Origin of the sequence: Arthrobacter sp. PM3, from assembly GCF_003352915.1 — a bacterium.
GTDB lineage: Bacteria > Actinomycetota > Actinomycetes > Actinomycetales > Micrococcaceae > Arthrobacter.
Map to the genome: position 1 here is coordinate 2,999,004 of NZ_CP022314.1, position 25,022 is coordinate 3,024,025.

Consider the following 25,022-nt stretch of genomic DNA (forward strand, 5'->3'; position numbering starts at 1 on the left):
GCCCTCGTTCTTTTGGTCGCCGCTGATCACAAGTGAAGGAACATCATGTCCAAAGCTGCCATCGACATTAACAACCTGCCCTACGCTGACGGTGATTTCTTCGCGTTCGAGCAGTTGCTCAGCACCAAGGAACAGGACAGGCTGGCTGAGGTCCGGGAGTTCCTCGCCCGCGAGGTCAAGCCGATTGCCGTTGACTGCTGGAACCGCGCCGATTTCCCCATGGACCTGATCCCGAAACTCGCCGAAATCGACCTCGTCAGCCCGGTCCGGCGGCAGGGCTACTCAAACCTGTTCGCCGGCATCCTGCACGCCGAAGCGACCCGCGCCGACACGTCGATCGCGACGTTCATGGGGGTCCACGACGGGCTCTTTACCGGCTCCATCGAAGCCCTGGCCTCGCAGGAACAGCAGGATGCCTGGCTCCCGGACATCTACTCGCTGAAGAAGATCGGGGCCTTCGGCCTGACCGAGCCTTTGGGCGGTTCCGACGTCGCCGGCGGCACGCGTACCACGGCGCGGCGCGAAGGCGGGAACTGGATCCTGAACGGGGCCAAGCGCTGGATCGGCAACGCCACGTTCTCTGACTGGGTGGTCATCTACGCCCGTGACGTCGACGACAACCAGGTCAAGGGCTTCCTCGTTGACACCGCGACTGAAGGCTACAGCGCCCGCAAGATTGAGAACAAGATCTCGCTGCGCACCGTCCAAAACGCCGACATCACGCTCGAGAACGTGATCGTGCCGGACTTCTTCAAGCTCGCCAACGCCAACAGCTTCCGGGACACAAACAAGGTTCTCAAGGTCACCCGACTCGCCGTGGCGTGGCAGGCGGTGGGGCAGCAGCTCGCAGCCTTCGATGTCGCCCGGCGCTACGCTGTTGAGCGCAGCCAGTTCGGCCGCCCGATCGCCTCCTTCCAGCTCGTCCAGAACCAGCTCGTCCAGATCCTCGGCAACGCGGTCAGTTCCATGGGCATGATGGTGCGGCTCTCGCAGCTCGAGGATGCCGGGCAGGCCAAGGACGAACAGTCAGCCCTGGCCAAGGCGTTCACCACCGCACGCATGCGCGAAAGCGTGGCTCTGGGCCGGAGCATCCTTGGCGGCAACGGAATCGTGACGGACTTCGAGATGGCCAAAGTCTTCTCTGATGCTGAGGCCATCTACTCCTACGAGGGCACGCATGAAATCAACACCCTGGTCACCGGCCGGGCGATCACCGGGATCTCAGCGATCGTCTGATCCGCGCCCGGCGTCACACCGCGCCGCCGCACCGGCTGTCGTGGCCGTCGTGGCCGCCGCGGCAGTGCGGGCCGGGACCGCGCCGGTCCCGCTCCGCCCGGCAGACGTGCCCGCGCGGCGGCTTGCGCGCCGGGCCCCGGGGCGCCGGCCGCGAGGGGCGGCAGCAACACGGACGGCCTGAGATCCATCACGAACGCCAGCGGATTCACGTATTCGTCGCCCCGCCGGAGGCCCCAATGCACGCAGGGCGGTGACGGGCCGCAATGGCCGGCCCGGACGTGGCCGAGGACCCCGCCTGCTGCCACCGAGGCCCCGACCGCCAGTTCGCTGGATGCCGGTTCGAAGCTGCTGCGCAGCCCGTTGCCGTGGTCCAACGTGATCACTGGCCGGTCGACGACAAATCCCACAAACACCACGGTCCCGGCTGCCGGCGCCAGGAGCGGCGCGCCGTCGTTGGCCGCCGCCAAGTCGACACCCCGGTGACCACTGAGCCACGGCCTGGCCGGCGGATCGAACGCGCGCAGGAGGGTCGGGCGCGGGCTAAGCGGCCAGCCCCAGCCGGACACGGGGGCGGGCCCGGCCCGGGCGGGGCCGAGGGTTGCCATCGAAGGCGCCCCGAAACCCCCGGCGCCCGCACGGCCGGAGGGCGGGGACGCGCGCAATGCAAGCGCGGGGCCTTCCGGCAGCGCGGCCAAGGGCGCGACCAGGAGCACGACTGTCAGGAACGGCGCCGATAGAAGCGTCGCCGACCGGAACGGTGTCGAACGAGATGCCGCCAGAACTGATTCCGGCAAGCGGGGGAAGATCTTCATGCCCCCAGCCTCCCGCAGCACCCGGGCCGCCGATACGGCCCAAACCGGCTATGTGGATAACCCGGATTCCCCGCCTGGCGGACCGGCCGGAACCGTCCATCGGGGCGGGGCCGCTGTAGTACACTTGGTGGAGCAGTTTGCTGTGCCCTCACGCTAGTTCATCGCGTTAACCGAGATGGTCGAAGCCGGCACGCCTCATTCAGGGGTGCGGGGGAGCAGCGGCTGACTACGCGTATCCAGCCCTCCTCATCAGAAGCAAACTTTCGGCTGCGGAGGACTGTGCCTCCTGCGGTCCGTTCCACCTGGCAAGTCCAGACGGTACGGATGGGAAGCGCAGTGGATGCCAGGAGCAGTGCCCGCCCCGGGTACCTGCTAAACAACCGTCAACTATTGGCAGGGTAAGAGGGCCGCAGGCTCTCTCATGAATGACCTGCCGGAAGGAGCGTCGGCATGCCCGTCGTAACCATGCGCCAGCTGCTTGACAGCGGCGTCCACTTTGGACACCAGACCCGCCGTTGGAACCCGAAGATGAAGCGCTTCATCTTCACGGAGCGCAACGGTATCTACATCATTGACCTGCAGCAGTCGCTGTCCTACATCGACCGTGCCTACGAGTTCGTTAAGGCCACCGTTGCACACGGCGGCACCGTCCTCTTCGTCGGCACCAAGAAGCAGGCGCAGGAAGCCATCGCCGAGCAGGCCACCCGCGTTGGCCAGCCGTACGTCAACCAGCGGTGGCTCGGCGGTATGCTGACCAACTTCTCGACCGTTTCCAAGCGCATTCAGCGCATGAAGGAACTCGAAGAGATCGACTTCGACGACGTCGCCGGCTCCGCTTACACCAAGAAGGAACTGCTGCTCCTTCGCCGCGAACTCACCAAGCTGGAATCCAACCTCGGTGGTATCCGCAACCTGACCAAGGCTCCGTCCGCTCTGTGGATCGTTGACACCAAGAAGGAACACCTCGCGGTCGACGAAGCCAAGAAGCTGAACATCCCGGTTGTTGCCATCCTGGACACCAACTGCGACCCCGACGAAGTTGATTTCCCGATCCCGGGCAACGACGACGCCATCCGCTCCGTCAACCTGCTGACCCGCGTTGTCGCCGACGCCGTTGCCGAGGGCCTGATCGCCCGCAACCAGCGCGCCACCGGCACCACGGAAGCTCCGGAAGAGCCGCTGGCCGAGTGGGAGCGCGAGCTCCTCGAAGGCAACAAGGCTGAAGCTGCCGCAGCGCCCGCCGCTGAGGCTGCTCCGGCTGCCGAAGAGGCCCCGGCTGCTGACGAAGCACCGGAAGCCAAGTAGGCAGACAAGTAAATCTGGATCTCCCCGCACGCTGCCTGCGGCGTAGGGGGTACCGACAGGATGGCCGCTCACCAGGTGAGCAGCCGTCCTGTCGGTCCGTACACCACATAAATTTCTAGACAGAGGGGTTCACATGGCGAACTACACTGCCGCTGATATCAAGGCTCTGCGCGAGCGCACCGGCGCCGGCATGATGGATGTCAAGAAGGCTCTTGACGAAGCCAACGGTGACGCCGAGAAGGCCATCGAAATCATCCGCATCAAGGGCCTCAAGGGCGCCACCAAGCGCGAAGGCCGCTCCACCGCCGAGGGCCTGGTCGCCGCCAAGGTCGCCAACGGCGTCGGCGTGATGATCGAAGTCAACTGCGAGACCGACTTCGTCGCCAAGGCTGACAAGTTCATCCAGCTGGCTGACAAGGTCCTGGCCGTCGCTGTCGAGTCCGGCGCTGCCGACCTCGACGCACTGCTGGCCACCGAGGTCGACGGCAAGCCGCTGTCCGAGGTCGTCGTCGAAGAAGGCGCCGTCCTGGGCGAGAAGGTTGTTGTCCGCCGCATCTCCCGTATCGAGGGTGCCACGGTCGACGCGTACCTGCACAAGACCTCCAAGGACCTCCCGGCCCAGGTCGGCGTCCTCTTCGCTGTTGACGGCGAAGGCGAAGCAGCTGCCACCGCCGCGCACGACGTCGCCGTTCACATCGCCGCCATGGCTCCGAACTACCTCACCCGCGAGGACGTTCCGGCCGAGCTCGTCGAGTCCGAGCGCCGCATCGCCGAGGAAACCGCCAAGGCTGAGGGCAAGCCCGAAGCTGCGCTGACCAAGATCGTCGAAGGCCGCGTTACCGGCTTCTACAAGGGCGAGGTCCTCGTTGACCAGGCATTCGCCAAGGACGCCAAGAAGTCCGTCGCCCAGGTCCTCGAAGAGGCCGGCGTCAAGGGAACTGCCTTCACGCGCTTCCGCGTCGGTTCCTAGTCAGACACCAGTCCGACGAAAGTCAGGCACCAGTCAGGCATTAGCCAGACACGCTGAGGGGGTGGTCACCACGGTGGCCACCCCTTTTGCATGCACGCACGAGGCGCCCCTTCCGGCCACGGCCGGAATGCGGCCTTGGGCCCACAGCACGATAACCTAACTCAGAGTTCACCAACGGGAAGGCACCATGGAAACCGTCACCACTTCAGCCCAGCCAAAGAAGAACAACCGGCGCCGCGTCCTCCTGAAGCTTTCCGGCGAGGTCTTCGGCGGCGGGAAACTGGGCGTTGACCCGGACACCGTCCGCGGCGTGGCCAAGCAGATCGCGGCCGCAGTTCCCGACGTCGAAGTCGCGATCGTCGTCGGCGGCGGCAACTTCTTCCGCGGCGCCGAACTCTCCCAGAGCGGCATGGACCGCTCCCGCGCCGACTACATGGGCATGCTCGGGACCGTCATGAACTGCCTCGCGCTCCAGGACTTCCTGGAACAGGCCGGGGTGGAAACCCGTGTGCAGAGCGCCATCACCATGGGACAGGTCGCCGAGGCCTATATTCCCCGCCGCGCCATCCGCCACATGGAAAAGGGCCGCGTGGTCATCTTCGGCGCCGGCGCCGGCCTGCCCTACTTCTCCACCGACACGGTCGCCGCCCAGCGCGCCATGGAAGTCCACGCCGACGTCGTCCTGATGGCCAAGAGCGGCGTCGACGGCGTCTACACCGCCGACCCCAAGAAGGACCCGACGGCGGAGAAGCTGCACCACCTCAGCTACGACGATGCACTCCGCCGCGACATCCGCGTCATGGACCAGACCGCCATGACCATGTGCAAGGACAACAATCTCACGATGGTGGTGTTCGGCATGGAAGGCGAAGGCAACGTCACCCGCGCCATCCGCGGCGAAGACCTGGGCACCGTCGTCACCCCCAGCAACGGCTAGGATGTTTGCAGGACCTTCCCGCCGCACGGCGGAAGACACAGGCGCCAGGCGGAAAGCGGCGGGCGCACACGACACAGTGCCGCGCCCCGGCCGCCGGGACGCACGAATTTCTGAGGAGAGAGACGTGATCGAAGAAACCTTGCTCGAAGCCGGGGACAAGATGGACAAGGCAGTTGAGGTAGCCAAGGAAGACTTCGCCTCGATCCGGACCGGCCGCGCCACGCCCGGCCTGTACAACAAGGTCATCGTTGAGTACTACGGCACCCCGACGCCGCTCCAGCAGCTGGCTTCCTTCGCGGTGCCCGATGCCCGCACCATCCTCGTCACCCCGTATGACAAGACAGCCCTGCGTGACATCGAGCGCGCACTGAGCGACTCCGAGGTCGGCGCCAACCCCTCCAACGACGGCAACGTCATCCGGATCACCATCCCGGAGCTGACCAGCGAACGCCGCAAGGAATACGTCAAGATCGTCAAGTCCAAGGGCGAGGACGCGAAGGTGTCCATCCGCAACATCCGTCGTAAGGCCAAGGAAACTTTGGACCGCCTGGTCAAGGACGGCGAAGCCGGCGAGGACGAGGGCGCGCGCGGCGAGAAGGAACTGGACGCCATCACGAAGGCCCACGTGGACGGCATTGACGAGCTCCTCAAGCGCAAGGAAGCTGAGCTGCTCGAGGTCTGATGAACCAGGCACAGGAGGCCTCCGGGCCGCGCGCCCGAAGGCGGGGGACAGCACGGGAGAACCCGACGCCGAAAGCGGGCCGGAACCTGCCCGCCGCCACGGCGGTAGGTGTTGGCATGCTCGTGTGCGTCCTCGGCGGGCTGCTGTTCCTGCCGCTGGGCTTCATCCTGGTCACCACCACCTTTGCGGTCTTCGGGGTCTGGGAAGTCTTCCGTGCACTGGAGGCCGCAGGCACCCGGATACCGATCGTGCCGGTGATGGTCGGCACCGTGGCCATGCCGGTCGCGGCGTACTTCGGCGGCCTGGAAAGCCTGCTGTTCGCCATGCTCGCCAGCAGCGTGGCGGTGCTGCTGTGGCGGACGGTTGAAGGCGCCGCAGGCTCGGCGCGCAGCATCTTCGCGGGTGTCTTCACCCTGTCCTGGGTGCCGTTCCTGATCAGCTTTGCCGGACTGCTGCTGCATACGCCCGACGGCGAGACCCCGGTCGGGCTGTGGCCCGACGGCGTGATCCCGCCGGGCGCCTGGCAGATCGCGACGCTGCTGCTCCTGGTGGTCGCCAACGATACTTTCGGCTACCTCGTGGGCGCATCCCTCGGAAAGCATCCGATGGCCCCCAAGATCAGCCCGAAGAAGACCTGGGAGGGCTTCGCCGGTTCGATCGCCGGTGCCGTGCTCGTCGGTGTTCTCGCCACGGTCTTCGTGCTCGGCAAGCCGTGGTGGGTCGGCGTCGTGCTCGCCGTGGGCATGGTGGCCGCAGCCACCGCCGGAGACCTGGCCGAATCCATGGTCAAGCGGGAGCTCGGCATCAAGGACATGAGCAGCATCCTTCCCGGCCACGGGGGCGTCATGGACCGCCTGGACTCGATCGTTTTCGCCTCGCCGGTGGCGTTCATCCTCTTCTCGGCCGTCGCCGGCGCGTAGGCCCCGTCCCGGCCAGCACTTCCGGCCCCTAGAATAGTGCCGGGCAAACCAGCCGAACGGCATCGAAGGAACAAAGTTACAGTGGACATTCAACGGCAGATACCGGCGTCTTTTGACCGCGTGCAGCGGAACCAGTATGGCTACAACGCCAAACAGGTCGACGATTTCCTGCAGCGCGCACGGGTGTCGTTCGAGGCTCCGTCCTCGGCCGCACGCGCCATCAAGAGCGCCGATGTCCGCGCCGTCTCCTTCGACCCCGTCAAGGGCGGCTACTCCGCGGCCCACGTCGACGCCGTGCTGGACCGGCTCGAAGACGCCCTTGCCCGGCTCGAGCGCGACGAGCTCGTGGCCGAACGCGGCGAGGAAGCCTGGCTGCGCGAAATCGGCCGACTCGCGGGTGTCCTGCGCGGGCGCCTGCACCGCCCCGACGGCCAGCGCTTCCGCCGCCCGTCCAAGCCGAAGGCCCGCAGCTACAACACCACCGACGTCGACGACCTCTGCCACGAGCTGATCGGCTACCTCGAAGAGGACCAGCCGCTGAGCGTGGACAACGTCCGGCGCGCAGTGTTCCGCCCCGCCGTGGGCAAGGACGGCTACGAGGAAAGCCAGGTCGACGCGTTCCTGGAACGCGCCGTGGAACTCATGGCGGCCATCGACTGACCGGCGCCCGCGGACGGCACCGGATCAGCGTTCGGTCGCGAGCGGCCGCTCCGGGGTGTGCAGGCGCATCATGAGCCGCGTTATCCTCCGCGGCACCCGGCCCCGGGTTGCCCGCGAAACCAAAACCATGATGGCGAACGCGGCCGGGACCGTCCAGGCAGCCGGCTGCGCCAGCCACGACGGCGTCTGGGCCGCCCCGAGCACGGAACCGGCCACCATCGCACTGCCGCAGAGCACCCCGCCGGTCACCATGCCGGCGATCGCCCCGGCATCCGTCAGCCCCCGCCACCAGATGCCCAGCAGCAGGACGGGGCAGATCGTGGACGCGGTGAACGCAAACACGAGCCCCACGCTGCCGGCCAGCGCCAGGGACTCGGTCATGGACGCGATCCCCAGCGGGACCAGCGCAGAGACGAGCGCGGCCAGCCGGAAGCCCCGCACACTGCCGCCGAATACGTCCTGGCTGATCACGCCCGCCAGCGAGACCACCAGGCCCGACGTCGTCGACAGGAACGCCCCGAACGCCCCGGCCGCCACCAGCGCCGACAGCAGCTCACCGGCCGTCCCGCCGACCACCCGGCCGGGCAGCAGCAGCACCAGGGCATCGGCCTGGCCGCTCTGCGCCAGGTCCGGGGCGTACACCCGGCCGAGCATGCCGTACGCCGTGGGGAGCAGGTAGAAGACCGAGAGCAGGCCCAAAACAATGAGGGTGGTCCGGCGGGCCGACTGCCCGTCCGGATTGGTGTAGAACCGGACCAGGACGTGTGGCAGCCCGAGGGTTCCGAACAGCAGGGCGACGAGCAGCGAAATGGTCTGATACGGTCCCGACGGACCCAGCGCCGTCGGATTGGCCGCCGGAGCCGCGGCAGGAGAGAGGCCGCTGCCGCCCAGCACAAGGAGCATGAACACGACCGGGACCGCCAGCGCGGTCACCTTGAGCCAGTACTGGAACGCCTGGACGAACGTGATGGAGCGCATCCCGCCGGATACCACGGTGATGCAGACGACGGCGACCACCGCCACCGGGCCCACCCACGCCGGAAGGCCGGTGGTGATCCGGATGGCCAGGGCGGCGCCGTGGAGCTGCGGGACAATATAGAGCCAGCCCACGAGCACCACCACCAGGCTCGTGATGCGGCGGACCGCCCGCGAATCGAGCCGCGCCTCGGTGAAATCCGGGATTGTGTAGGCGCCCGAGCGGCGCAGGGGAGCGGCGACGAATAACAGGAGCATCAGGTACCCGGCGGTGTAGCCTACCGGGTACCACAGGGCATCGGTGCCGGAGAGCAGGATGAGCCCTGCGACGCCGAGGAAGCTTGCAGCCGAGAGGTATTCGCCGCCGATCGCCGACGCGTTCCACCAGGGCTTGACCGTCCGGGACGCCACGTAGAAGTCCCCGGTGGTCCGTGAGACCCGCAGGCCGTAGAAGCCGATGACGGCTGTGGCGAGCGAGACGGCGGCGATGGCGGTCACGCCGACGACCGGGTTCATGCCTGCACCGCCCTGCCCGACGGCGGTTCCGCCACGGCCCACATGCCCGTCACTGCTCGCCCGCGAGATCCCGGTAGCGCGCCTCGTTCCGGGCGGCGGTCCGCACGTAAAGCCACGCGCTGAGTCCGATGACGGGATAGATCCCGGCGCCGAGCAGGACCCAGTCGAAGGGCAGGCCCGCGATGGTGGATTCCGCCAGGCCCGGGACCAGCCCCAGCAGGAGCGGGAAGGCCAGCAGGATCAGCAGGAAGCCCAGCGCCACCACGAGGCCAAGCCGGAGCTGGGAGCGGATTAGTGAGCGGATGAATAACTGTCCGGCGTCGGATTCCTCCGCGGCTTCGCGGGCGGCGGCCGCGGAGCGCCCGCCAGCCAGTGCGGTGCTGTCCGGCGGGATGCTGCCTGCGTTGACGGTGCCCGCCCTGGCGGCACCTGCATTGACGCTGCGCGGCGCTGTGACCCGGACCCGGGTCATGCCTGCGGCCGGATCCGGGTGGCGCCGAGTTTCTCCCGCACGGAGGGCAGGTGCCGGCGGCTGATGGGCAGTTCGGCCCCCGTCACGGTGACGCTGGGCCGCGCCGCGGCGAGTTTCATGTGGCCCACGTGGTTCAGCGCGATCAGGTAGGAGCGGTGGATGCGCAGGAACCCGGCGTCTGCCCATTGCTGTTCGAGGTCGGCCAGCGGGACCCTGATGAGGTAGCTCGCATCCGCGGTGTGGAGCCTGGCATAGTCGCCCTGTGCCTGGACGTAGGTGACGTCCTCCCGCCGGATCATCTTCGTGGTCCCGCCCAGGTCCACGGTGATCATCTCCGGCGCGGGGGCGCCGTCCTTGAGCAGTTCGCAGATGCGCCCGACCGATTTCGCCAGCCGCTCGGCCCGGACCGGCTTCAGGAGGTAGTCCACCGCCGCGAGTTCGAAGGCCTCCAGCGCGCAGTCCTCGTCGGCGGTCACGAAGACGACGGCGGGCGGGTGGGCGCTGCGGGAAATGGCCCGGGCAATGTCCAGCCCGGACAACGCCGGCATGTGGATGTCGAGGAAGACGGCGTCGACGTCTTCGGCCGCCAGGGCCCGCAGGGCCTCGGCGCCGGAGGAGGCCCGGTGGATGGCGCCGATCCGGTCATCCTTGCCGAGCAGGAAGGCCAGTTCCTCAACGGCGGGGAGCTCGTCGTCGGCGACGAGGACGTTAATCATGGCACTAGCCTACTGCCGCCCGCATTTTGCCCGGCGCGGGTGCCCGGCGCGGGCCGGCGGTGAGACGGATCAGGCGTCATGCCGGGGTTGGGACTTCGGGACACGCATCGTGATCAGGGTCCCCTCGCCGGGTGCCGTCTCGATCACGAGGCCGTTGTCGTCGCCGTACACCTGCCGCAGCCGGGCATCGACGTTGCGCAGCCCGACGTGATCGCCGTCGCTGTGCCCGGCCAGCACGGACCGGAGCTGTTCCGGGTCCATGCCCACGCCGTCGTCCTCGATTGTCACCTCCGCGAAGGCGCCGGAGTCATTGGCCGTGATGGAGATATGGCCCGGCCCCTCCTTGGCCTCGAGCCCGTGCCGCACCGCGTTTTCCACCAGCGGCTGCAGGCTGAGGAACGGAATCACGGTGCTGAGGACCTCCGGGGCGATCCGCAGGCTCACCTGGACGCGGTCCCCGAACCGGGCCCGCTCCAGGAGCAGGTACCGGTCGATGCAGCGCAGCTCTTCGGCCAGGGTGGTGAAATCGCCGTGCCGGCGGAAGGAGTAGCGGGTGAAGTCGGCGAACTCCACCACAAGCTCCCGGGCGCGCACCGGGTCCGTGTTGATGAAGGAGGCGATCGCGTTGAGCGAGTTGTAAATGAAGTGCGGGCTGATCTGGGCGCGCAGGGCACGGACTTCGGCCTCCATCAGGAGGGTGCGGGAGGCATCGAGCTCGGCCAGTTCCACCTGGGTGGCCACCCAGTCGGCCACTTCGCCGGTGGCCCGGACCAGTCCGGCGCCGGCGGCCGGTGCGAACGCCGCCACCACCCCCGCCACCCGGGACCCGGCCTTGATCGGGGCGATCACGACGGCGCGTTCGACGCCGGGCGCCAGCGTCCCGCCGTCACCGCCGGCTGCCAGCAGCTGAAGTTCGCCCGCCGGAATCACGGCGAGGTGGCCGCCGTCGAGCACTTTCGACGCGAGCCCCATGAGCGCAGGCTTGAGTTCCTCGCCGGCGCCGTCCCAGGCCAGGACCCCCGTGGTGTCGGTGATGGCCAACGCGTCACAGCCCAGCAGGCTGCGCAGCTGCCGGCTGGCCTTGGCGGCTCCGGCCGGGTTCAGGCCCGTCCGCAGATATTGTCCGGCACGGGACGCGGCATGCAGCGTCGTGTAGGTGGCCCGCTCCGCGTCCGTACCAAGGTCGCGGAAGGAGCGCAGGACCTTCAGTCCAAGGGCGACGACCACCGCGATCGCCATGGCGATCACCGCGACGGCGGCAGCGGTGAACAGGGGAGAGTCCGGCATGGAGCCCAGCCTACCGCCGGGGCCGGCCGAACCGGACGGGTTCCGCGGGGCGCCGTTTGGCGCAGCATCGGGACCGCTGAGCGACGCAGCCGGCTCGGATTCTGGTACGTAACGCACATCACGGTGCACAGTGATTGCAATCACATTGACGTGGTGGTTTAAGTGCGGATTGTCCCGCGCAGACCGCGGCAGCCGGTGTGGACTCGCCAGTCTCAATGAGGAGGAACCGATGGGTCACGACGCCCAAGAAACGGACGCAGCAGCGGCCGTGGACTTCACGGAAGTCCAAGCGACGAAGCAGTTCAGGGAACTGCGCAAACGTCACCGCAGCTTCGTCTTCCCGATGTCCATTGCCTTCCTGCTGTGGTACTTCGCCTATGTCCTGCTGGCCGCATATGCGGTGGACTTCATGTCGACCAAGGTCTGGGGCAACATCAACATCGGCCTGATCCTGGGCCTGCTGCAGTTCGTCTCCACGTTCGCGATCACGGGCTGGTACGTCAGCTACTCGAACCGCAGGCTTGACCCCATCGCTGCCGAGATCCGCCACGGCATCGAGGGCCACGAATTCGACAAGCACGGCAATTCGGTCGGAGGGACCACCAAATGACACTCATGGTTCCCGCGGTCAACGTCGCCGCCCTCAAGGACACCACCCTGCTGAACATGGGCATCTTCGCGCTGTTCGTGGCGGTCACCATGGTGATCGTCTTCCGTGCCAGCCGCAACAACAAGACGGCGGCAGACTACTACGCCGCCGGACGGTCCTTCACGGGCTCGCAAAACGGAACGGCCATCGCCGGCGACTACCTCTCCGCCGCGTCGTTCCTGGGCATCACCGGCGCGATCGCCATCAACGGCTACGACGGCTTCATGTACTCCATTGGCTTCCTTGTGGCGTGGCTTGTCGCCCTGCTGCTGGTGGCCGAACTGCTCCGCAACACGGGCAAGTTCACCATGGCCGACGTCCTGTCCTTCCGGCTCCGGCAGCGCCCGGTGCGCATCGCGGCGGCCGTTTCCACGCTCGCCGTCTGCTTCTTCTACCTGTTGGCCCAGATGGCCGGTGCCGGCAGTCTCATTTCGTTGCTCCTGGGCATCAGCGACTGGGGCGGGCAGGCCCTGGTGATCATCGTCGTCGGCGCGCTGATGATCATGTACGTCCTGATCGGCGGCATGAAGGGCACCACCTGGGTGCAGATCATCAAGGCCATGCTGCTGATCGCCGGCGCTGCCGTCATGACCTTCTGGGTCCTCGCGCTCTACGGCTTCAACCTCTCCGACCTGCTGGGCGGCGCGGTGGAAACGTCCAAGAACCCGAACATCCTGAACCCCGGCCTGCAGTACGGCAAGACTGAGACCTCCAAACTGGACTTCCTCTCCCTTGGCCTCGCCCTTGTGCTCGGCACCGCAGCCCTGCCGCACGTGCTCATGCGCTTCTACACGGTTCCCACCGCCAAGGAAGCCCGCAAGTCCGTCGTCTGGTCCATCTGGCTGATCGGCATCTTCTACCTGTTCACCCTGGTCCTGGGCTACGGCGCCGCGGCCCTGGTGGGTGCCGACACCATCAAGGCTGCACCGGGCGGGGTCAACTCGGCCGCGCCGCTGCTCGCCTTCCACCTTGGCGGGCCGCTGCTGCTGGGCTTCATCTCGGCGGTGGCCTTCGCAACAATCCTGGCCGTCGTCGCGGGCCTCACCATTACGGCGGCGGCATCCTTCGCCCACGACATCTACGCCAGTGTGATCGCCAAAGGCAAGGCTGACGCCAGCACCGAGGTCAAGGTGGCCCGCCGCACCGTCGTAGTGATCGGCCTGCTCGCGATCGCCGGCGGCATCTTCGCCAACGGCCAGAACGTCGCGTTCCTCGTCGCACTCGCCTTCGCCGTCGCGGCCTCGGCCAACCTTCCGACCATCCTCTACTCGCTGTTCTGGCGCCGCTTCACCACCCGGGGAGCCCTGTGGAGCATGTACGGCGGGCTGTCCGCGGCCATCCTCCTGATCGCGCTCTCCCCGGTAGTGTCCGGGGCCAAGACATCGATGATCCCCGGCGCCAACTTCGCCGTGTTCCCGCTGAGCAACCCGGGCATCGTCTCCATCCCGCTCGCGTTCTTCCTCGGCTGGCTGGGAACGGTCCTGGATAAGCGGAAGGAAGATCCCGCCAAGCAGGCCGAGATGGAAGTCCGTTCCCTGACCGGTGTCGGTGCCGAAAAGGCCACCAGCCACTAAACGCCGCGAACCGCGCGCCGCGCGAACAGAAGGGGAGCCCCCGTGCAGCTGCACGGGGGCTCCCCTTCTGTTGATGGGGCGCGGGTCAATGCTGCGGCGCGGGTCAACGCTGCGGCCGCAGCCGGATGTTCACCATCTTCAGCTCGTCGCGGCCCTCGAACCGGTACACCAGCTCCACCCGCTTGGTGTCGCAGTCGATGAAGCCGGCGACGTCGGCGGCGTTGGTGCCGTTATTAGAGCTGACTTTGAGGGTCGAGTAGTTCGGTTTACAGCTGACGTCCAATTCGAGGCTTTGCACGCCTGCGGCGAACTCCTCCCGCGAGATCCGCTGCATGAGGGCAGGATCCAGGTACTTGTCATAGGCATTGTTGACGTCCCCGGCGATGATCAGCTCGGTGAAGTCGTCCGCGATGCCCCGGGCCTGGTTGGTGGCTCCGCCCACCACATTGAACAGGATGACGGCGCCGGCGGCCACCAGCAGGAGGACGCCGCCGACGATTCCCAGGACAATCCACAAGGCCTTGTGGCTCTTCTTCGGCGGCGGCATGGCCGGACCGCCGTAGTACGGGGTGCCCCCCGGCGGCCCGTAGGTGGGCGGCGGTGCGTAGGCGGGCGGTCCGGACGGGGCCGCATAATACGGAACGGGCGGTTGCCCGGGCGCCGGATGGCCGGCTGCAGGTTCATGGCCGGGCTGCGGCGGGAGCGGGCGGTGCGGTTCCTCGGGACTGCTCACGGTTCAAGCCTTTCCGGCAGTCCCGACAGCCACTGCCTGTTGTGCGGGGCCGCGTACGCTGACCCAAAGACTCAGGGGACTCAATGGACACAGCCTAGCGCTGCGTCCGTCATCGGCACAGGCCATCCGGCCCTGCACCTTGGACACCGGATGTCAGGCCGCTCAGGCGTCGGCGGATCCGCGCTCCAGCAGCGGCTGGATCCGGAACGGAATCAGTTCGCCCATGGCCAGGGCAGTGTCGGTCCGGTCCACGCCGTCGCACGCCAGGATCTTGCCGTTGATCCGGAACAGGTCCTCGGCGTCGAGCGCCACTACCCGCAGGAGCAGGTCCGCCGAGCCCGTCAGGCCGTAGCCCTCCAGGATTTCGGGAATGCCGGCGAGCTCAACGGCCAGGGTGCCCAGTTTCTGCTGCTGGACATGAACCGAGATGAACGCCATGAGCGGGTACCCCAGGGACACCGGGTTGATGCGCCGCTCGAAGGAGAGGAACACGTGCTTCTTCTCCAGCTGCGCCATCCTGGCCTGCACGGTGTTGCGGGACAGGCCCAGCTTCTGGGCGAGGGCCACGACGGTCCGCCGCGGATCCCGTGCCATGGCCGAAAGCAGGCGGGTGTCGGTGCCATCCAAGGGTTGCATAATGCGCAAGATTAGCACGGTCCGGGAGACCCAAACAGTGCATAATGCTCAATATATTTACGGGTGGTTGTACCCGATGAACATTGTGAGTAGGGTCACAATTATCCGGGGCAACGGCGCCCGGGCGGCTGGCGCGCCGCGGGATCACGAGTCCGGCGAGCTCCGGTCAGACGACGTCAGAAGGTGCGGACAACAGTGTTTACCGACGACGCGGGCAAGGGCGGCATTTCCGCCGGGGGCCCCGGAAACAGCGACGATTCAACGAGGCGGACGGGCGGGGATCTCCTCCAGCTCATCACTCCCGAGGGCGAGCGCATCAGCCATCCGGAGTTCGACTCCTGGCTCCAGGACGTCAGTGACGAGCAGCTCGGCTCGCTCTATGAGGACATGGTGGTCATCCGCCGGATCGACGCCGAGGCCACCGCGCTCCAGCGGCAGGGCGAACTGGCGCTTTGGCCGCCGCTGCTCGGGCAGGAAGCGTCCCAGATCGGCTCGGCCCGGGCACTGCGCGAGGACGACTTCGTCTTCCCCAGCTACCGGGACAACGGCGTCGCCTACTGCCGGGGAGTGAAGGTTGAGGACCTCGTCCGTGCCTGGCGGGGCAGCGCCTCCGCCGGCTGGGACCCCTTCACCGTCAACGTTGCGACGCAGCAGATCATCATCGGCTCCCAGAGCCTGCACGCCACCGGCTATGCCATGGGCATCCAGAACGACGGCGCCGACTGCGTCGCCGTCGCCTACTTCGGCGACGGCGCCACGAGCGAAGGCGACGTCAACGAGGCCATGGTCTTCGCCGCGAGTTTCCAGGCGCCGGTCGTCTTTTTCTGCCAGAACAACCACTGGGCCATCTCGGAGCCGGTCCGGCTGCAGTCCCACATCCAGCTCGCGGACCGCGCCTCCGGCTTCGGCATCCCCAGCATGCGCGTGGACGGCAACGACGTCCTCGCCGTCATGGCAGCCACCCGCATCGCCCTGGACCGCGCCCGGCACGGCGGCGGCCCCACCTTCATCGAGGCCGTGACCTACCGGATGGGCCCGCACACGACGGCGGACGACCCCACCCGCTACCGCGATGCCAACGAGCTCGAAGACTGGGCCGCCAAGGACCCGATCGCCCGGCTGAAGTCGCTGCTGGACCGCAAGGGCCTGCTGACCGCCGAACTCGAGGCCGCCGTCGCCGCGAAGGCTGACGCCGTGGCCGCGGAACTGCGCGCCGGCACCATCAACATGCCCGATCCCGCACCGCTGGACATCTTCAAGCACGTGTACAGCACGCCCAACTCCTGGCTGGACCGCCAGCAGGACCACTACTCCCGCTACCTGGCCTCCTTCGGTGATCCCGCAGAAGCCGCTACTGAAGAAGGTGCTCGCTGATGACGCAGATGACCTTTGCCCGGGCGATCAATTCGGGCCTGCGCAAGTCCCTCGAAAACGATCCCAAAGTCATCCTGATGGGGGAGGACATCGGTGCCCTCGGCGGCGTTTTCCGCGTCACCGACGGCCTGCAGAAAGACTTCGGCAAGCACCGGGTCGTGGACACGCCGCTCGCCGAATCCGGAATCATCGGCACCGCCGTCGGCCTGGCCTACCGCGGCTACCGGCCGGTGGTGGAGATCCAGTTTGACGGGTTCATCTACCCTGCGTTCGACCAGATCGTCAGCCAGGTCGCCAAGATGCACTACCGCACCCAGGGCGCCGTCAAAATGCCCATCACCATCCGCGTCCCGTTCGGCGGCGGCATCGGCTCCCCGGAACACCACTCCGAATCGCCCGAGGCCTACTTCACCCACACCTCCGGGCTGCGCGTCATCAGCGTTTCCAACCCGCAGGACGCCTACACGATGATCCAGCAGGCCATTGCCTCCGATGATCCCGTGCTGTACTTCGAGCCCAAGCGCCGCTACCACGACAAAGGCGAGGTGGACGAGTCCGTCGACCCCGGCAGCGCCCTGTCCATGGAAAAAGCCCGCGTGGTCGCCGAAGGCAAGGACGTCACCCTGGTGGCGTACGGCCCGCTGGTCAAAACCGCCCGCGACGCCGCCCTGGCCGCCGCCGACGAAGGCGTCTCGGTCGAGGTCATCGACCTCCGCTCGCTCGCGCCCCTGGATTTCTCCACCCTGGAAGCCTCGGTCCGCAAGACCGGCCGGCTGGTCATCACGCACGAGGCCGCCCAGTCCGGCGGGCTCGGCGCGGAAGTCGCCGCCAGCATCACCGAACGCTGCTTCTACCACCTTGAGGCCGCCCCCGTCCGGGTGACCGGCTTCGACGTTCCGTACCCGTACTCCAAGCTGGAAATGCACCACCTGCCGGGCCTCGACAGGATTCTCGACGGCGTCGACCGCGCCCTGGGCCGCCCCAACTCCCTCAGCGGGCTGGAAGGATGACCGCCACCATGATCAAAGAGTTCAGGCTCCCGGACCTCGGCGAGGGACTGACGGAATCGGAAATCGTCGCCTGGAAAGTCGCGGTCGGGGACACCGTCTCGCTCAACCAGATCATCGCCGAAGTGGAGACGGCCAAGGCCGTCGTCGAGCTCCCCTCGCCGTTCGCCGGCGTCGTCGCTGCCCTGCACGAGCAGCCCGGCACCGTGGTGGAGGTCGGGAAACCGATCGTCTCCTTCGAGATTGAGGGCGACGACGGCGCCGGTACGGACGCAGCCGCCCCCGCCAAGCGCGAACCGAACCTGGTCGGCTACGGCGCCGTCCTGGAAGGTTCCGGCCGGCCCGCCCGCCGGGCCCGCACCTTCGCCGCGGCCCCGGTTTCTGTATCGGCCGCAGCGCCGGTGGCTGAACCGGTGGAAGCCCCCGTCATCGCACCGGCACCAGCGGCCCGGCCGGTCGAAGCGGCGCCCGCCGGCACCGCACTGGCGGAGCGTCCACGGTCCACGCCGCCGGTGCGCAAGCTGGCCAAGGACCTCGGCGTCGACCTCGAGTCGGTTACCGGCACGGGCGAGCACGGGCTCATCACCCGCGAGGACGTCCGGAACTTTGTCGGCGGCGGAAGCCTGCCCGTCCCGGGCGAGGCCGGGGAGGCGGCTGGAACGCAGGAGCGGCCCGCAGGACCTGCCCGCGGCGACCGGGAGACCCGCACCCCAATCAAGGGCGTGCGGAAGTTCACGGCGGCCGCCATGGTCGCCAGCGCCTTCACCGCACCGCACGTCACGGAGTTCCTGACCCTCGACGTCACGCCCACGATGGAACTGCTGGCCCGGCTCAAGGCCGGCCGGGCCTTTGCCGGGTACAAGCTCACGCCGCTGACCCTCGTCGCCAAGGCCGTGCTGATCGCCCTGCGCAACCACCCGACGCTCAACGCGCGCTGGGATGAGGCCAACCAGGAGATCGTCCAGTTCAACTATGTGAACCTGGGCATCGCGGCCGCCACCCCGCGCGGGCTGACGGTGCCGAACATCAAGGACGCGGACGGCATGTCCCTGATGGACCTCTCCACCGCCCTGACGGAACTGACCGAAACGGCCCGGGCCGGCAGGACCAGCCCCGAGGCCCTCTCCGGCGGGACCATCTCCATCACGAACATCGGCGTCTTCGGCATCGATGCCGGCACCCCCATCCTGAACCCGGGCGAAGCCGCCATCCTGGCCCTGGGGGCTGTGCGGAAGATGCCGTGGGAGTACCAGGACGAGGTCGCCCTGCGCCAGGTCATGACCCTCAGCCTGTCCTTCGACCACCGCCTGGTGGACGGCGAGCAGGGCTCCAGGTTCCTCCAGGACCTCGGCGCCATGCTGGCCGACCCGGGCATGGTCCTGGCCATGGTCTGACACCCCGCCTCAAAGCTGCCGGCCGCCACCTCGGGCGGCCGGCAGCTTTGTTGTGTGAGGGCTATGGGGGCCGGCCCGCTTCCGTCCGGGGGCACTTTGCGGGGGATTCCGACGTCGAAAGCTCCATTTACCGGCGTGTCCCGCGCCAAAGCCGCCCCGGACGGCGCGGTACGGGGTGCGGAGTGACTGGGACGGCGGGGGACTCGGCCCCGGCCGAAGGGTCAGGACTCCGAAGGGTCCGCCGCGGCCAAAAGCGCGGCCAGGGCCATGCTCTCCAGCAGCGGCCTGGCCCGCCGGACGCCAATCCTGCGTCCGGTGCTGCGCACAGAGTGCGGTGTCGAGTTGATCAGTCCGAACGTGGCATGCGCCCGCATCCGCAGCTCGGCGGCCTCCGTGCCCTCGTGGAGTCCGGCCAGCACCTCCACCCACAGTTCCACATAGTTGCGCTGGAGCGTGCGGACCTCGGCCTGGTCCTCGCCGGCAAGGTTGCTGAAGTCCTGGTCCTGGACCCGGATGACGTCGGGATTGCTCAAAGCAAAGTCCACGTGGAACGCCACCAGCCCGGTCAGTGCGGCCAGGGCGCCGTCGGATGCGGCCACTACCTGGCGGCCGCCGTCGAGCAGATCCTTGCTGACGCTGAGCAGGAGCGCCCCCAGGACTGCCTGCTTGCCGGCGAAGTGCCGGTACACGGCGGGGCCGCTGACCCCGGCCGCGGCTCCCAGGTCCTCCAGGGACACGCGGTTGAAACCCTCCAGCGCGAAGAGGGCGGCGGCGGCCGAAAGCAGCGCCTGCCGCCGGTTTGCCTTGGCCTGGCTCCGCTGCGTGGACGTGGCAGCCGGCGGGGCAGCCGACGGGACGGCGGATGGAGAAGCGGACGGAAAAGCGGCACTCGGCGTCCGGGCGGTCTGGCTGGGCTCGGTCACCGGCGCATCCCCTCGTTGCAGATGGTCCCTGTGTTGGACATCACAGTTAATAGAGACTAACCTAAATCTCAGTTATGCGGTACTAACCGAAATATTTGCGGCGGGCACCGAAACAATGGTGGGTGCAGCCCCGTATTCAGGCCAGGGAACGGAAGCAGTCAATGGAGACAATCGCCAGCCGGGTGGACGCCGCGAGCGCCGCCTTTGCCGCGAACCGCGAGGCCCAGCTGGGGCTGGCCCGCGAGCTTAAGGAACGCCTGGCCACGGCCGCACTGGGCGGGCCGGAGAAGTCCCGGGAACGCCACGTGGCGCGCGGCAAGCTGCTCCCGCGCGAGCGGATCGACCAGCTCCTGGACGACGGCAGCCCGTTCCTGGAAATCGCGCCGCTCGCGGCCAACGGGATGTACAACGATGACTCCCCGGGCGCGGGCGTCATCGCCGGGATCGGCCTGGTGCACGGGCGCCAGGTCCTGGTGATCTCCAATGACGCCACCGTCAAAGGCGGCACCTATTACCCGATGACGGTCAAGAAGCACCTCCGGGCCCAGGAGATTGCCCTCGAGAACCGGCTGCCCTGCATCTACCTGGTGGATTCGGGCGGCGCGTTCCTGCCCAAGCAGGACGAAGTCTTCCCGGACAAGGAGCACTTCGGCCGGATCTTCTTCAACCAGGCCAGGATGTCCGCGGCGAAGATCCCGCAGATCGCCTCCGTGATGGGCTCCTGCACCGCCGGCGGCGCCTATGTTCCCGCCATGAGTGACGAGACCGTGATCGTGCGGAACCAGGGCACGATCTTCCTGGGTGGCCCGCCGCTCGTGAAGGCCGCGATCGGCGAGATCGTCACCGCGGAAGAGCTCGGCGGCGGCGAGGTCCATTCGAAGATCTCCGGCGTCACCGACCACCTGGCCGAGAACGATGAGCATGCCCTCCAGATCGTCCGCGACATCGTGGCGACCCTGCCGAAGCCGGCGGCCCCCGCCTGGGACGTGGACACCGCCGTCGAACCCGTGGCGGACCCGGACGAGCTCTACGGCGCGGTCCCGACCGACGTGAACGCCCAGTACGACGTCCGCGAGGTCATCGCCCGGCTGGTGGACGGCAGCCGGTTCCACGAATTCAAGAAGAACTACGGCACCACCCTCGTCACCGGCTTCGCGAAGCTGCACGGCCACCCCGTGGGCATCGTGGCGAACAACGGCGTCCTGTTCAGCGAGTCCTCGCTCAAAGGTGCGCACTTCATCGAACTCTGCGACCAGCGCGGCATCCCGCTGATCTTCCTGCAGAACCTCTCCGGCTTCATGGTCGGCAAGGACTACGAACAGGGCGGCATCGCCAAGAACGGCGCCAAGATGGTCACCGCCGTCGCCACCGCCCGGGTGCCAAAGCTGACCGTGGTGATCGGAGGGTCCTTCGGGGCCGGCAACTACTCGATGTGCGGGCGGGCCTACTCGCCCCGGTTCCTGTGGATGTGGCCGGCGTCCCGGATCTCGGTGATGGGCGGCAACCAGGCCTCCAGCGTGCTGGCCACCGTCAAACGGGACCAGTACGAGGCCCGCGGCGAGGAATGGTCCGCCGCGGACGAGGAAGCGTTCAAAGCCCCGATCAAGGCCCAGTATGAGGACCAGGGCAGCCCCTACTACTCCACCGCCCGCCTCTGGGACGACGGCGTGATCGACCCCGCGGACACCCGCACCGTCCTGGGACTGGCGCTCGACGTCGTCTCCCGCACCCCGCTGCCGGAGACCTCCTTCGGCCTGTTCCGGATGTGAGCCAGCTATGACACTTTCGTCACCGATGACAACTTCCCCGACGCCGGCGGGCACCAAGCCCCTGTTCGGCACCGTCCTTGTGGCCAACCGCGGCGAGATCGCCTGCCGCGTCATCCGGACCCTCCGGGCCCTTGGCATCCGTTCGGTGGCCGTCTATTCCGACGCCGACGCCGGCGCCCGGCACGTGCGCGAGGCCGACACCGCGGTGCGGATCGGGCCGGCCGCCGCGACCGAAAGCTACCTCAAGATTGAGGCCATCATCCAGGCCTGCCGGGACACCGGCGCCGACGCCGTGCACCCGGGCTACGGCTTCCTGAGCGAGAACGTGGACTTCGCCCGCGCCCTGGAAAAGGCCGGGATCACGTTCATCGGCCCCGGCGTCGAGTCGCTCAACGTCATGGGCGACAAGATCCGCTCGAAGAACCATGTCGCCGGCTACGGTGTTCCCGTCGTCCCGGGTATCGCCGAACCCGGCATGAGCGACGCGCAGCTGATCGAGGCGGCGGCCGGCGTCGGCTTCCCGCTGCTGATCAAGCCCTCTGCCGGCGGCGGCGGCAAGGGCATGCACGTGGTCGAAAGCCCGGAAGACCTGGAGGCCACCCTGGCCACCGCCCGCCGGGTCGCAGCCAGCGCGTTCGGCGACGACACCCTGTTCCTGGAACGGCTCGTCACCACGCCCCGGCACATCGAAGTCCAGGTCCTCGCGGACAACCACGGCAACGTCATCCATCTGGGGGAGCGCGAGTGCTCGCTGCAGCGCCGGCACCAGAAGGTCATCGAGGAAGCCCCTTCGCCGCTGCTCGAATCCCTGCCCGACGGCGCTACTATCCGCGCCCGCCTCGGCGAGGCCGCCTGCAACGCCGCCCGCAGCGTCCACTACAGCGGCGCCGGCACCGTGGAGTTCCTGGTCTCCGACACAGCGCCCGACGAGTTCTTCTTCATGGAGATGAACACCCGCCTGCAGGTCGAGCATCCCGTCACCGAGATGGTCACCGGGATCGACCTCGTCGAATGGCAGGTGCGGATCGCCGCCGGCGAGGAGCTCGCCGTGACCCAGGACGACATCGTGCTCACCGGCCACTCCGTGGAGGCCCGCGTGTATGCCGAGGTGCCGGAGAAGAACTTCCTGCCGTCCATTGGACAGGTCGTGCTGCTGGACGAACTGCCGGACACCGCGAGAGGCAAGGTCCGGGTCGATTCGGCTCTGCTGGAGGGCCTCCAAATCTCCAGCAGCTACGACCCGATGATTTCCAAGGTCATCGCGTGGGGCGGGGACCGGGCGGAGGCTTTGGATACCCTCGATGAGGCGCTCGCCGGGTACACCGCGCTGGGCATCGACACCAACGTCGAATACCTGCGGCTGCTGATCAACGACGCCGACGTCCGCGCCGGCCGCCTCGACACCGGCCTGATCGAACGCAAGATGCCGGAATTCACTTTCCGGCCCGTAGGTGACGCCGAACTCGCAGTCGCCGCCCTGTACGCCCTGGCTATGGCGGAGGAAGCCGAGCAGCAGGAGCGTGAAGGCAACCCGTGGCAGCGCCGAGACGGCTGGCGCATCGGTGCGCCGGCGCCGCGGAGGGTCAGCCTGGGGACGTCCGATGGGGGCGTTGCAGCAGTGGAGGTCAGCGGCCCGGCCGCGGGCGGGCAGGTCACTGTGAGCGTGAACGGAGGACCTCAGCTCGGGGCCGACCTGCAGTTCACCGCGCGGGATCGCCCGGTACTCACCCTCGAGGGCCAGACCACCAGTTATGCACTTGCAAGTGTTCACACCGGTCCTCCCGCCCGGAGCTGGATGGCGCCCGAGCCCCGCGTCCTGCCGGAGCTCTTCCTCGGCAACGACGGCTGGTCCTGCCGGCTGGAGGTCCTCACCCGCGAGGCCCGGCTCGCCCGGGTGCTGGCCGCCGTCGAACGCGAGGAAGGGGCCGCGGACCCGGCGGTGCGCTCGCCGATGCCGGGGACCGTGGTGTCCGTGTCCGTCAGCAATGGCGACGCCGTGGAGGCGGGCCAGGTCCTGCTTGCGGTGGAGGCGATGAAAATGGAGCACCAGCTCGTGGCGCCCCTCGACGGCACCGTCCACATCAGTGCTGCTGCCGGAGACCTCGTGAAGGCAGACCAGGTGCTCGCCACCATCCACCCCGCCGCCGAACCCTCGAACGCGGAGGACACTATCGAGGAATCCGTCATCGCGATGGGCGCGTCCGACTAGGGCCTAGACCGCAAACCCCAGCTTTACCCCAGACCGCAAACCCCAGCTTTACCCCAGACCACAGCCACACCCCAGACACAGGAGTCACCCGATGGCAAGCTTTGAACTCAGCGAGGACTACCAGATCCTCAGCGACACTGTCCGCGAATTCGCCGACGAGGTGGTGGCCCCGGTCTCCGCGAAACACGACGAGGAGCATAGCTTCCCGTACGAGGTCATCGCCCAAATGGCCGACATGGGCCTGTTCGGCCTGCCGTTCCCGGAAGAGTACGGCGGCATGGGCGGGGATTACTTCGCCCTGGCTCTCGCCCTCGAACAGCTCGGCCGGGTGGACCAGTCCGTCGCCATCACCCTGGAGGCCGGCGTCTCCCTCGGCGCCATGCCGATCCACCGCTTCGGCACCGACGCCCAGAAGCAGGAATGGCTGCCGCTGCTGGCCTCCGGCAAGGCGCTCGCCGGCTTCGGCCTGACCGAGCCCGAGGCCGGCTCGGACGCCGGCGGCACCAGGACCACGGCCAAGCTGGGTGGGGGTGAGTGGGTCATCAACGGCAACAAGGAGTTCATCACCAACTCCGGCACGGACATCACCCGCCTCGTCACCGTCACCGCCGTCACCGGGGAGGAGGAACGCCCGGACGGCAGCATCAAGAAGGAAATCTCCACCATCCTGGTCCCCACCGACACGCCGGGTTTCAAAGCCGAGAAGGCGTACAACAAGGTCGGCTGGAACGCCTCGGACACCCACCCGCTGACGCTCAACAACGTCCACGTCCCCGAGGCCAACCTGCTCGGCACCCGGGGCCGCGGCTACGCGAACTTCCTGTCCATCCTGGACGAGGGCCGGATCGCGATCGCCGCACTGGCCGTGGGCGCGGCCCAGGGCTGCGTGGACCACTCGGTGAAATACGCCAAGGAACGCAGCGCGTTCGGCCAGAATATCGGCAAGTACCAGGCCGTCGCGTTCAAGATCGCCCGCATGCAGGCCCGCGCCCACACCGCCCGCCTGGCCTACTACGACGCCGCCGCCCGGATGCTTGCCGGCAAGCCGTTCAAGACCGAAGCGGCCATCGCTAAGATGGTCGCAGGCGAGGCAGCCATGGACAACGCGCGGGACGCCACCCAGGTGTTCGGCGGCTATGGCTTCATCAACGATTTCACCGTGGCGCGCCACTACCGCGACTCCAAGATCCTTGAAGTCGGCGAGGGCACCACGGAAGTCCAGCTGATGCTGATCGCCCGCGAACTGGGACTGTAGCCGGCCGGAAG

General features: G+C 67.8%; 23 protein-coding genes. 15 read left to right on the plus strand and 8 right to left on the minus strand.

Annotated elements, in window-relative coordinates; all coding sequences use genetic code 11:
* Positions 1 to 45 precede the first annotated feature (45 nt).
* The gene (locus tag CFN17_RS13645; protein WP_208748315.1) at positions 46 to 1,236 is read left to right on the plus strand and encodes an acyl-CoA dehydrogenase family protein; all 1,191 of its coding nucleotides are present in this window, start codon (positions 46 to 48) and stop codon (positions 1,234 to 1,236) included.
* Here CFN17_RS13645 and CFN17_RS20090 read toward each other — a convergent pair.
* Positions 1,164 to 2,048 (minus strand): M23 family metallopeptidase, encoded by an 885-nt coding sequence (locus CFN17_RS20090; protein ID WP_208748316.1) that lies wholly within the window; start codon positions 2,046 to 2,048, stop codon positions 1,164 to 1,166. The genes CFN17_RS13645 and CFN17_RS20090 overlap by 73 nt on opposite strands.
* 450 nt (positions 2,049 to 2,498) lie before the next feature.
* Between CFN17_RS20090 and rpsB the strand changes: the two genes are divergently transcribed.
* The 6 genes from rpsB to CFN17_RS13680 all read left to right on the plus strand — a co-directional run bounded on the left by rpsB (position 2,499) and on the right by CFN17_RS13680 (position 7,522).
* A complete protein-coding gene (rpsB, locus tag CFN17_RS13655; protein ID WP_208748317.1) occupies positions 2,499 to 3,353 on the plus strand; it encodes a 30S ribosomal protein S2 in 855 nt (284 codons plus the stop codon).
* A 133-nt stretch (positions 3,354 to 3,486) separates the two neighbouring features.
* Positions 3,487 to 4,323 (plus strand): translation elongation factor Ts, encoded by an 837-nt coding sequence (gene tsf, locus CFN17_RS13660; protein WP_208748318.1) that lies wholly within the window; start codon positions 3,487 to 3,489, stop codon positions 4,321 to 4,323.
* 187 nt (positions 4,324 to 4,510) lie between these two features.
* Complete coding sequence (gene pyrH / locus CFN17_RS13665) at positions 4,511 to 5,260, plus strand: UMP kinase (RefSeq protein ID WP_208748319.1); 750 nt, start codon at positions 4,511 to 4,513, stop codon at positions 5,258 to 5,260.
* A 124-nt stretch (positions 5,261 to 5,384) separates the two neighbouring features.
* Entirely contained in the window at positions 5,385 to 5,942 is a 558-nt protein-coding gene (frr, locus tag CFN17_RS13670; RefSeq protein ID WP_208748320.1) for a ribosome recycling factor, read from the plus strand.
* The gene (locus CFN17_RS13675; RefSeq protein ID WP_208748321.1) at positions 5,942 to 6,862 is read left to right on the plus strand and encodes a phosphatidate cytidylyltransferase; all 921 of its coding nucleotides are present in this window, start codon (positions 5,942 to 5,944) and stop codon (positions 6,860 to 6,862) included. The genes frr and CFN17_RS13675 overlap by 1 nt, the downstream gene beginning before the upstream one ends.
* 81 nt (positions 6,863 to 6,943) lie before the next feature.
* On the plus strand, positions 6,944 to 7,522 hold the full coding sequence (locus CFN17_RS13680) for a DivIVA domain-containing protein (RefSeq protein WP_208748322.1): 579 nt from the start codon (positions 6,944 to 6,946) through the stop codon (positions 7,520 to 7,522).
* Between the two features lie 24 nt (positions 7,523 to 7,546).
* Here CFN17_RS13680 and CFN17_RS13685 read toward each other — a convergent pair whose 3' ends face one another.
* From CFN17_RS13685 to CFN17_RS13700, 4 genes are all read right to left on the minus strand, one after another.
* Complete coding sequence (locus CFN17_RS13685) at positions 7,547 to 9,013, minus strand: cation acetate symporter (protein ID WP_208748323.1); 1,467 nt, start codon at positions 9,011 to 9,013, stop codon at positions 7,547 to 7,549.
* 49 nt (positions 9,014 to 9,062) lie between these two features.
* On the minus strand, positions 9,063 to 9,485 hold the full coding sequence (locus tag CFN17_RS13690; RefSeq protein ID WP_261792204.1) for a hypothetical protein: 423 nt from the start codon (positions 9,483 to 9,485) through the stop codon (positions 9,063 to 9,065).
* Positions 9,482 to 10,201: a LytTR family DNA-binding domain-containing protein gene (locus CFN17_RS13695; RefSeq protein WP_208748324.1), complete on the minus strand. Its 720-nt coding sequence runs from the start codon at positions 10,199 to 10,201 to the stop codon at positions 9,482 to 9,484. Before CFN17_RS13695 ends, CFN17_RS13690 begins: the two co-directional genes overlap by 4 nt.
* A gap of 69 nt (positions 10,202 to 10,270) precedes the next feature.
* Complete coding sequence (locus CFN17_RS13700; RefSeq protein WP_208748325.1) at positions 10,271 to 11,488, minus strand: sensor histidine kinase; 1,218 nt, start codon at positions 11,486 to 11,488, stop codon at positions 10,271 to 10,273.
* A gap of 229 nt (positions 11,489 to 11,717) precedes the next feature.
* Between CFN17_RS13700 and CFN17_RS13705 the strand changes: the two genes are divergently transcribed.
* Positions 11,718 to 12,098 carry a DUF485 domain-containing protein gene (locus CFN17_RS13705; RefSeq protein ID WP_208748326.1) on the plus strand — a complete coding sequence of 127 codons (381 nt, stop codon included), beginning with the start codon at positions 11,718 to 11,720 and terminating at the stop codon, positions 12,096 to 12,098.
* Positions 12,095 to 13,711, plus strand: coding sequence for a cation acetate symporter (locus CFN17_RS13710; RefSeq protein ID WP_208748327.1), 1,617 nt, complete (start codon positions 12,095 to 12,097; stop codon positions 13,709 to 13,711). The genes CFN17_RS13705 and CFN17_RS13710 overlap by 4 nt, the downstream gene beginning before the upstream one ends.
* Positions 13,712 to 13,814: 103 nt before the next feature.
* Here the strand turns inward: CFN17_RS13710 and CFN17_RS13715 are convergent, their stop codons facing one another.
* Both CFN17_RS13715 and CFN17_RS13720 read right to left on the minus strand, forming a co-directional pair.
* Positions 13,815 to 14,444 carry a hypothetical protein gene (locus CFN17_RS13715; protein ID WP_261792205.1) on the minus strand — a complete coding sequence of 210 codons (630 nt, stop codon included), beginning with the start codon at positions 14,442 to 14,444 and terminating at the stop codon, positions 13,815 to 13,817.
* Between the two features lie 162 nt (positions 14,445 to 14,606).
* On the minus strand, positions 14,607 to 15,080 hold the full coding sequence (locus CFN17_RS13720) for an Lrp/AsnC family transcriptional regulator (protein ID WP_208748328.1): 474 nt from the start codon (positions 15,078 to 15,080) through the stop codon (positions 14,607 to 14,609).
* A 195-nt stretch (positions 15,081 to 15,275) separates the two neighbouring features.
* Here CFN17_RS13720 and pdhA point away from each other — a divergent pair, with 195 nt between their 5' ends.
* From pdhA to CFN17_RS13735, 3 genes are read left to right on the plus strand one after another with little or no spacing between them, the layout of a single operon-like run.
* Positions 15,276 to 16,454, plus strand: a complete 1,179-nt coding sequence (gene pdhA / locus CFN17_RS13725) for a pyruvate dehydrogenase (acetyl-transferring) E1 component subunit alpha (protein WP_208748329.1) — start codon at positions 15,276 to 15,278, stop codon at positions 16,452 to 16,454.
* Complete coding sequence (locus CFN17_RS13730; RefSeq protein ID WP_208748330.1) at positions 16,454 to 17,464, plus strand: alpha-ketoacid dehydrogenase subunit beta; 1,011 nt, start codon at positions 16,454 to 16,456, stop codon at positions 17,462 to 17,464. Before pdhA ends, CFN17_RS13730 begins: the two co-directional genes overlap by 1 nt.
* Positions 17,461 to 18,855, plus strand: a complete 1,395-nt coding sequence (locus tag CFN17_RS13735) for a dihydrolipoamide acetyltransferase family protein (RefSeq protein ID WP_208748331.1) — start codon at positions 17,461 to 17,463, stop codon at positions 18,853 to 18,855. Before CFN17_RS13730 ends, CFN17_RS13735 begins: the two co-directional genes overlap by 4 nt.
* 221 nt (positions 18,856 to 19,076) lie before the next feature.
* Here CFN17_RS13735 and CFN17_RS13740 read toward each other — a convergent pair whose 3' ends face one another.
* A complete protein-coding gene (locus CFN17_RS13740; protein ID WP_208748332.1) occupies positions 19,077 to 19,778 on the minus strand; it encodes a TetR/AcrR family transcriptional regulator in 702 nt (233 codons plus the stop codon).
* A gap of 161 nt (positions 19,779 to 19,939) precedes the next feature.
* On the opposite strand from CFN17_RS13740, the gene CFN17_RS13745 reads away from it, so the two are divergent.
* The 3 genes from CFN17_RS13745 (at position 19,940) to CFN17_RS13755 (ending at position 25,011) form a co-directional block, all read left to right on the plus strand.
* Positions 19,940 to 21,547, plus strand: coding sequence for a carboxyl transferase domain-containing protein (locus CFN17_RS13745; protein WP_208748333.1), 1,608 nt, complete (start codon positions 19,940 to 19,942; stop codon positions 21,545 to 21,547).
* Positions 21,548 to 21,572: 25 nt separating this feature from the next.
* Complete coding sequence (locus tag CFN17_RS13750) at positions 21,573 to 23,756, plus strand: biotin carboxylase N-terminal domain-containing protein (protein ID WP_261792206.1); 2,184 nt, start codon at positions 21,573 to 21,575, stop codon at positions 23,754 to 23,756.
* Between the two features lie 91 nt (positions 23,757 to 23,847).
* Complete coding sequence (locus CFN17_RS13755; protein ID WP_208748335.1) at positions 23,848 to 25,011, plus strand: acyl-CoA dehydrogenase family protein; 1,164 nt, start codon at positions 23,848 to 23,850, stop codon at positions 25,009 to 25,011.
* Positions 25,012 to 25,022: the final 11 nt, after the last annotated feature.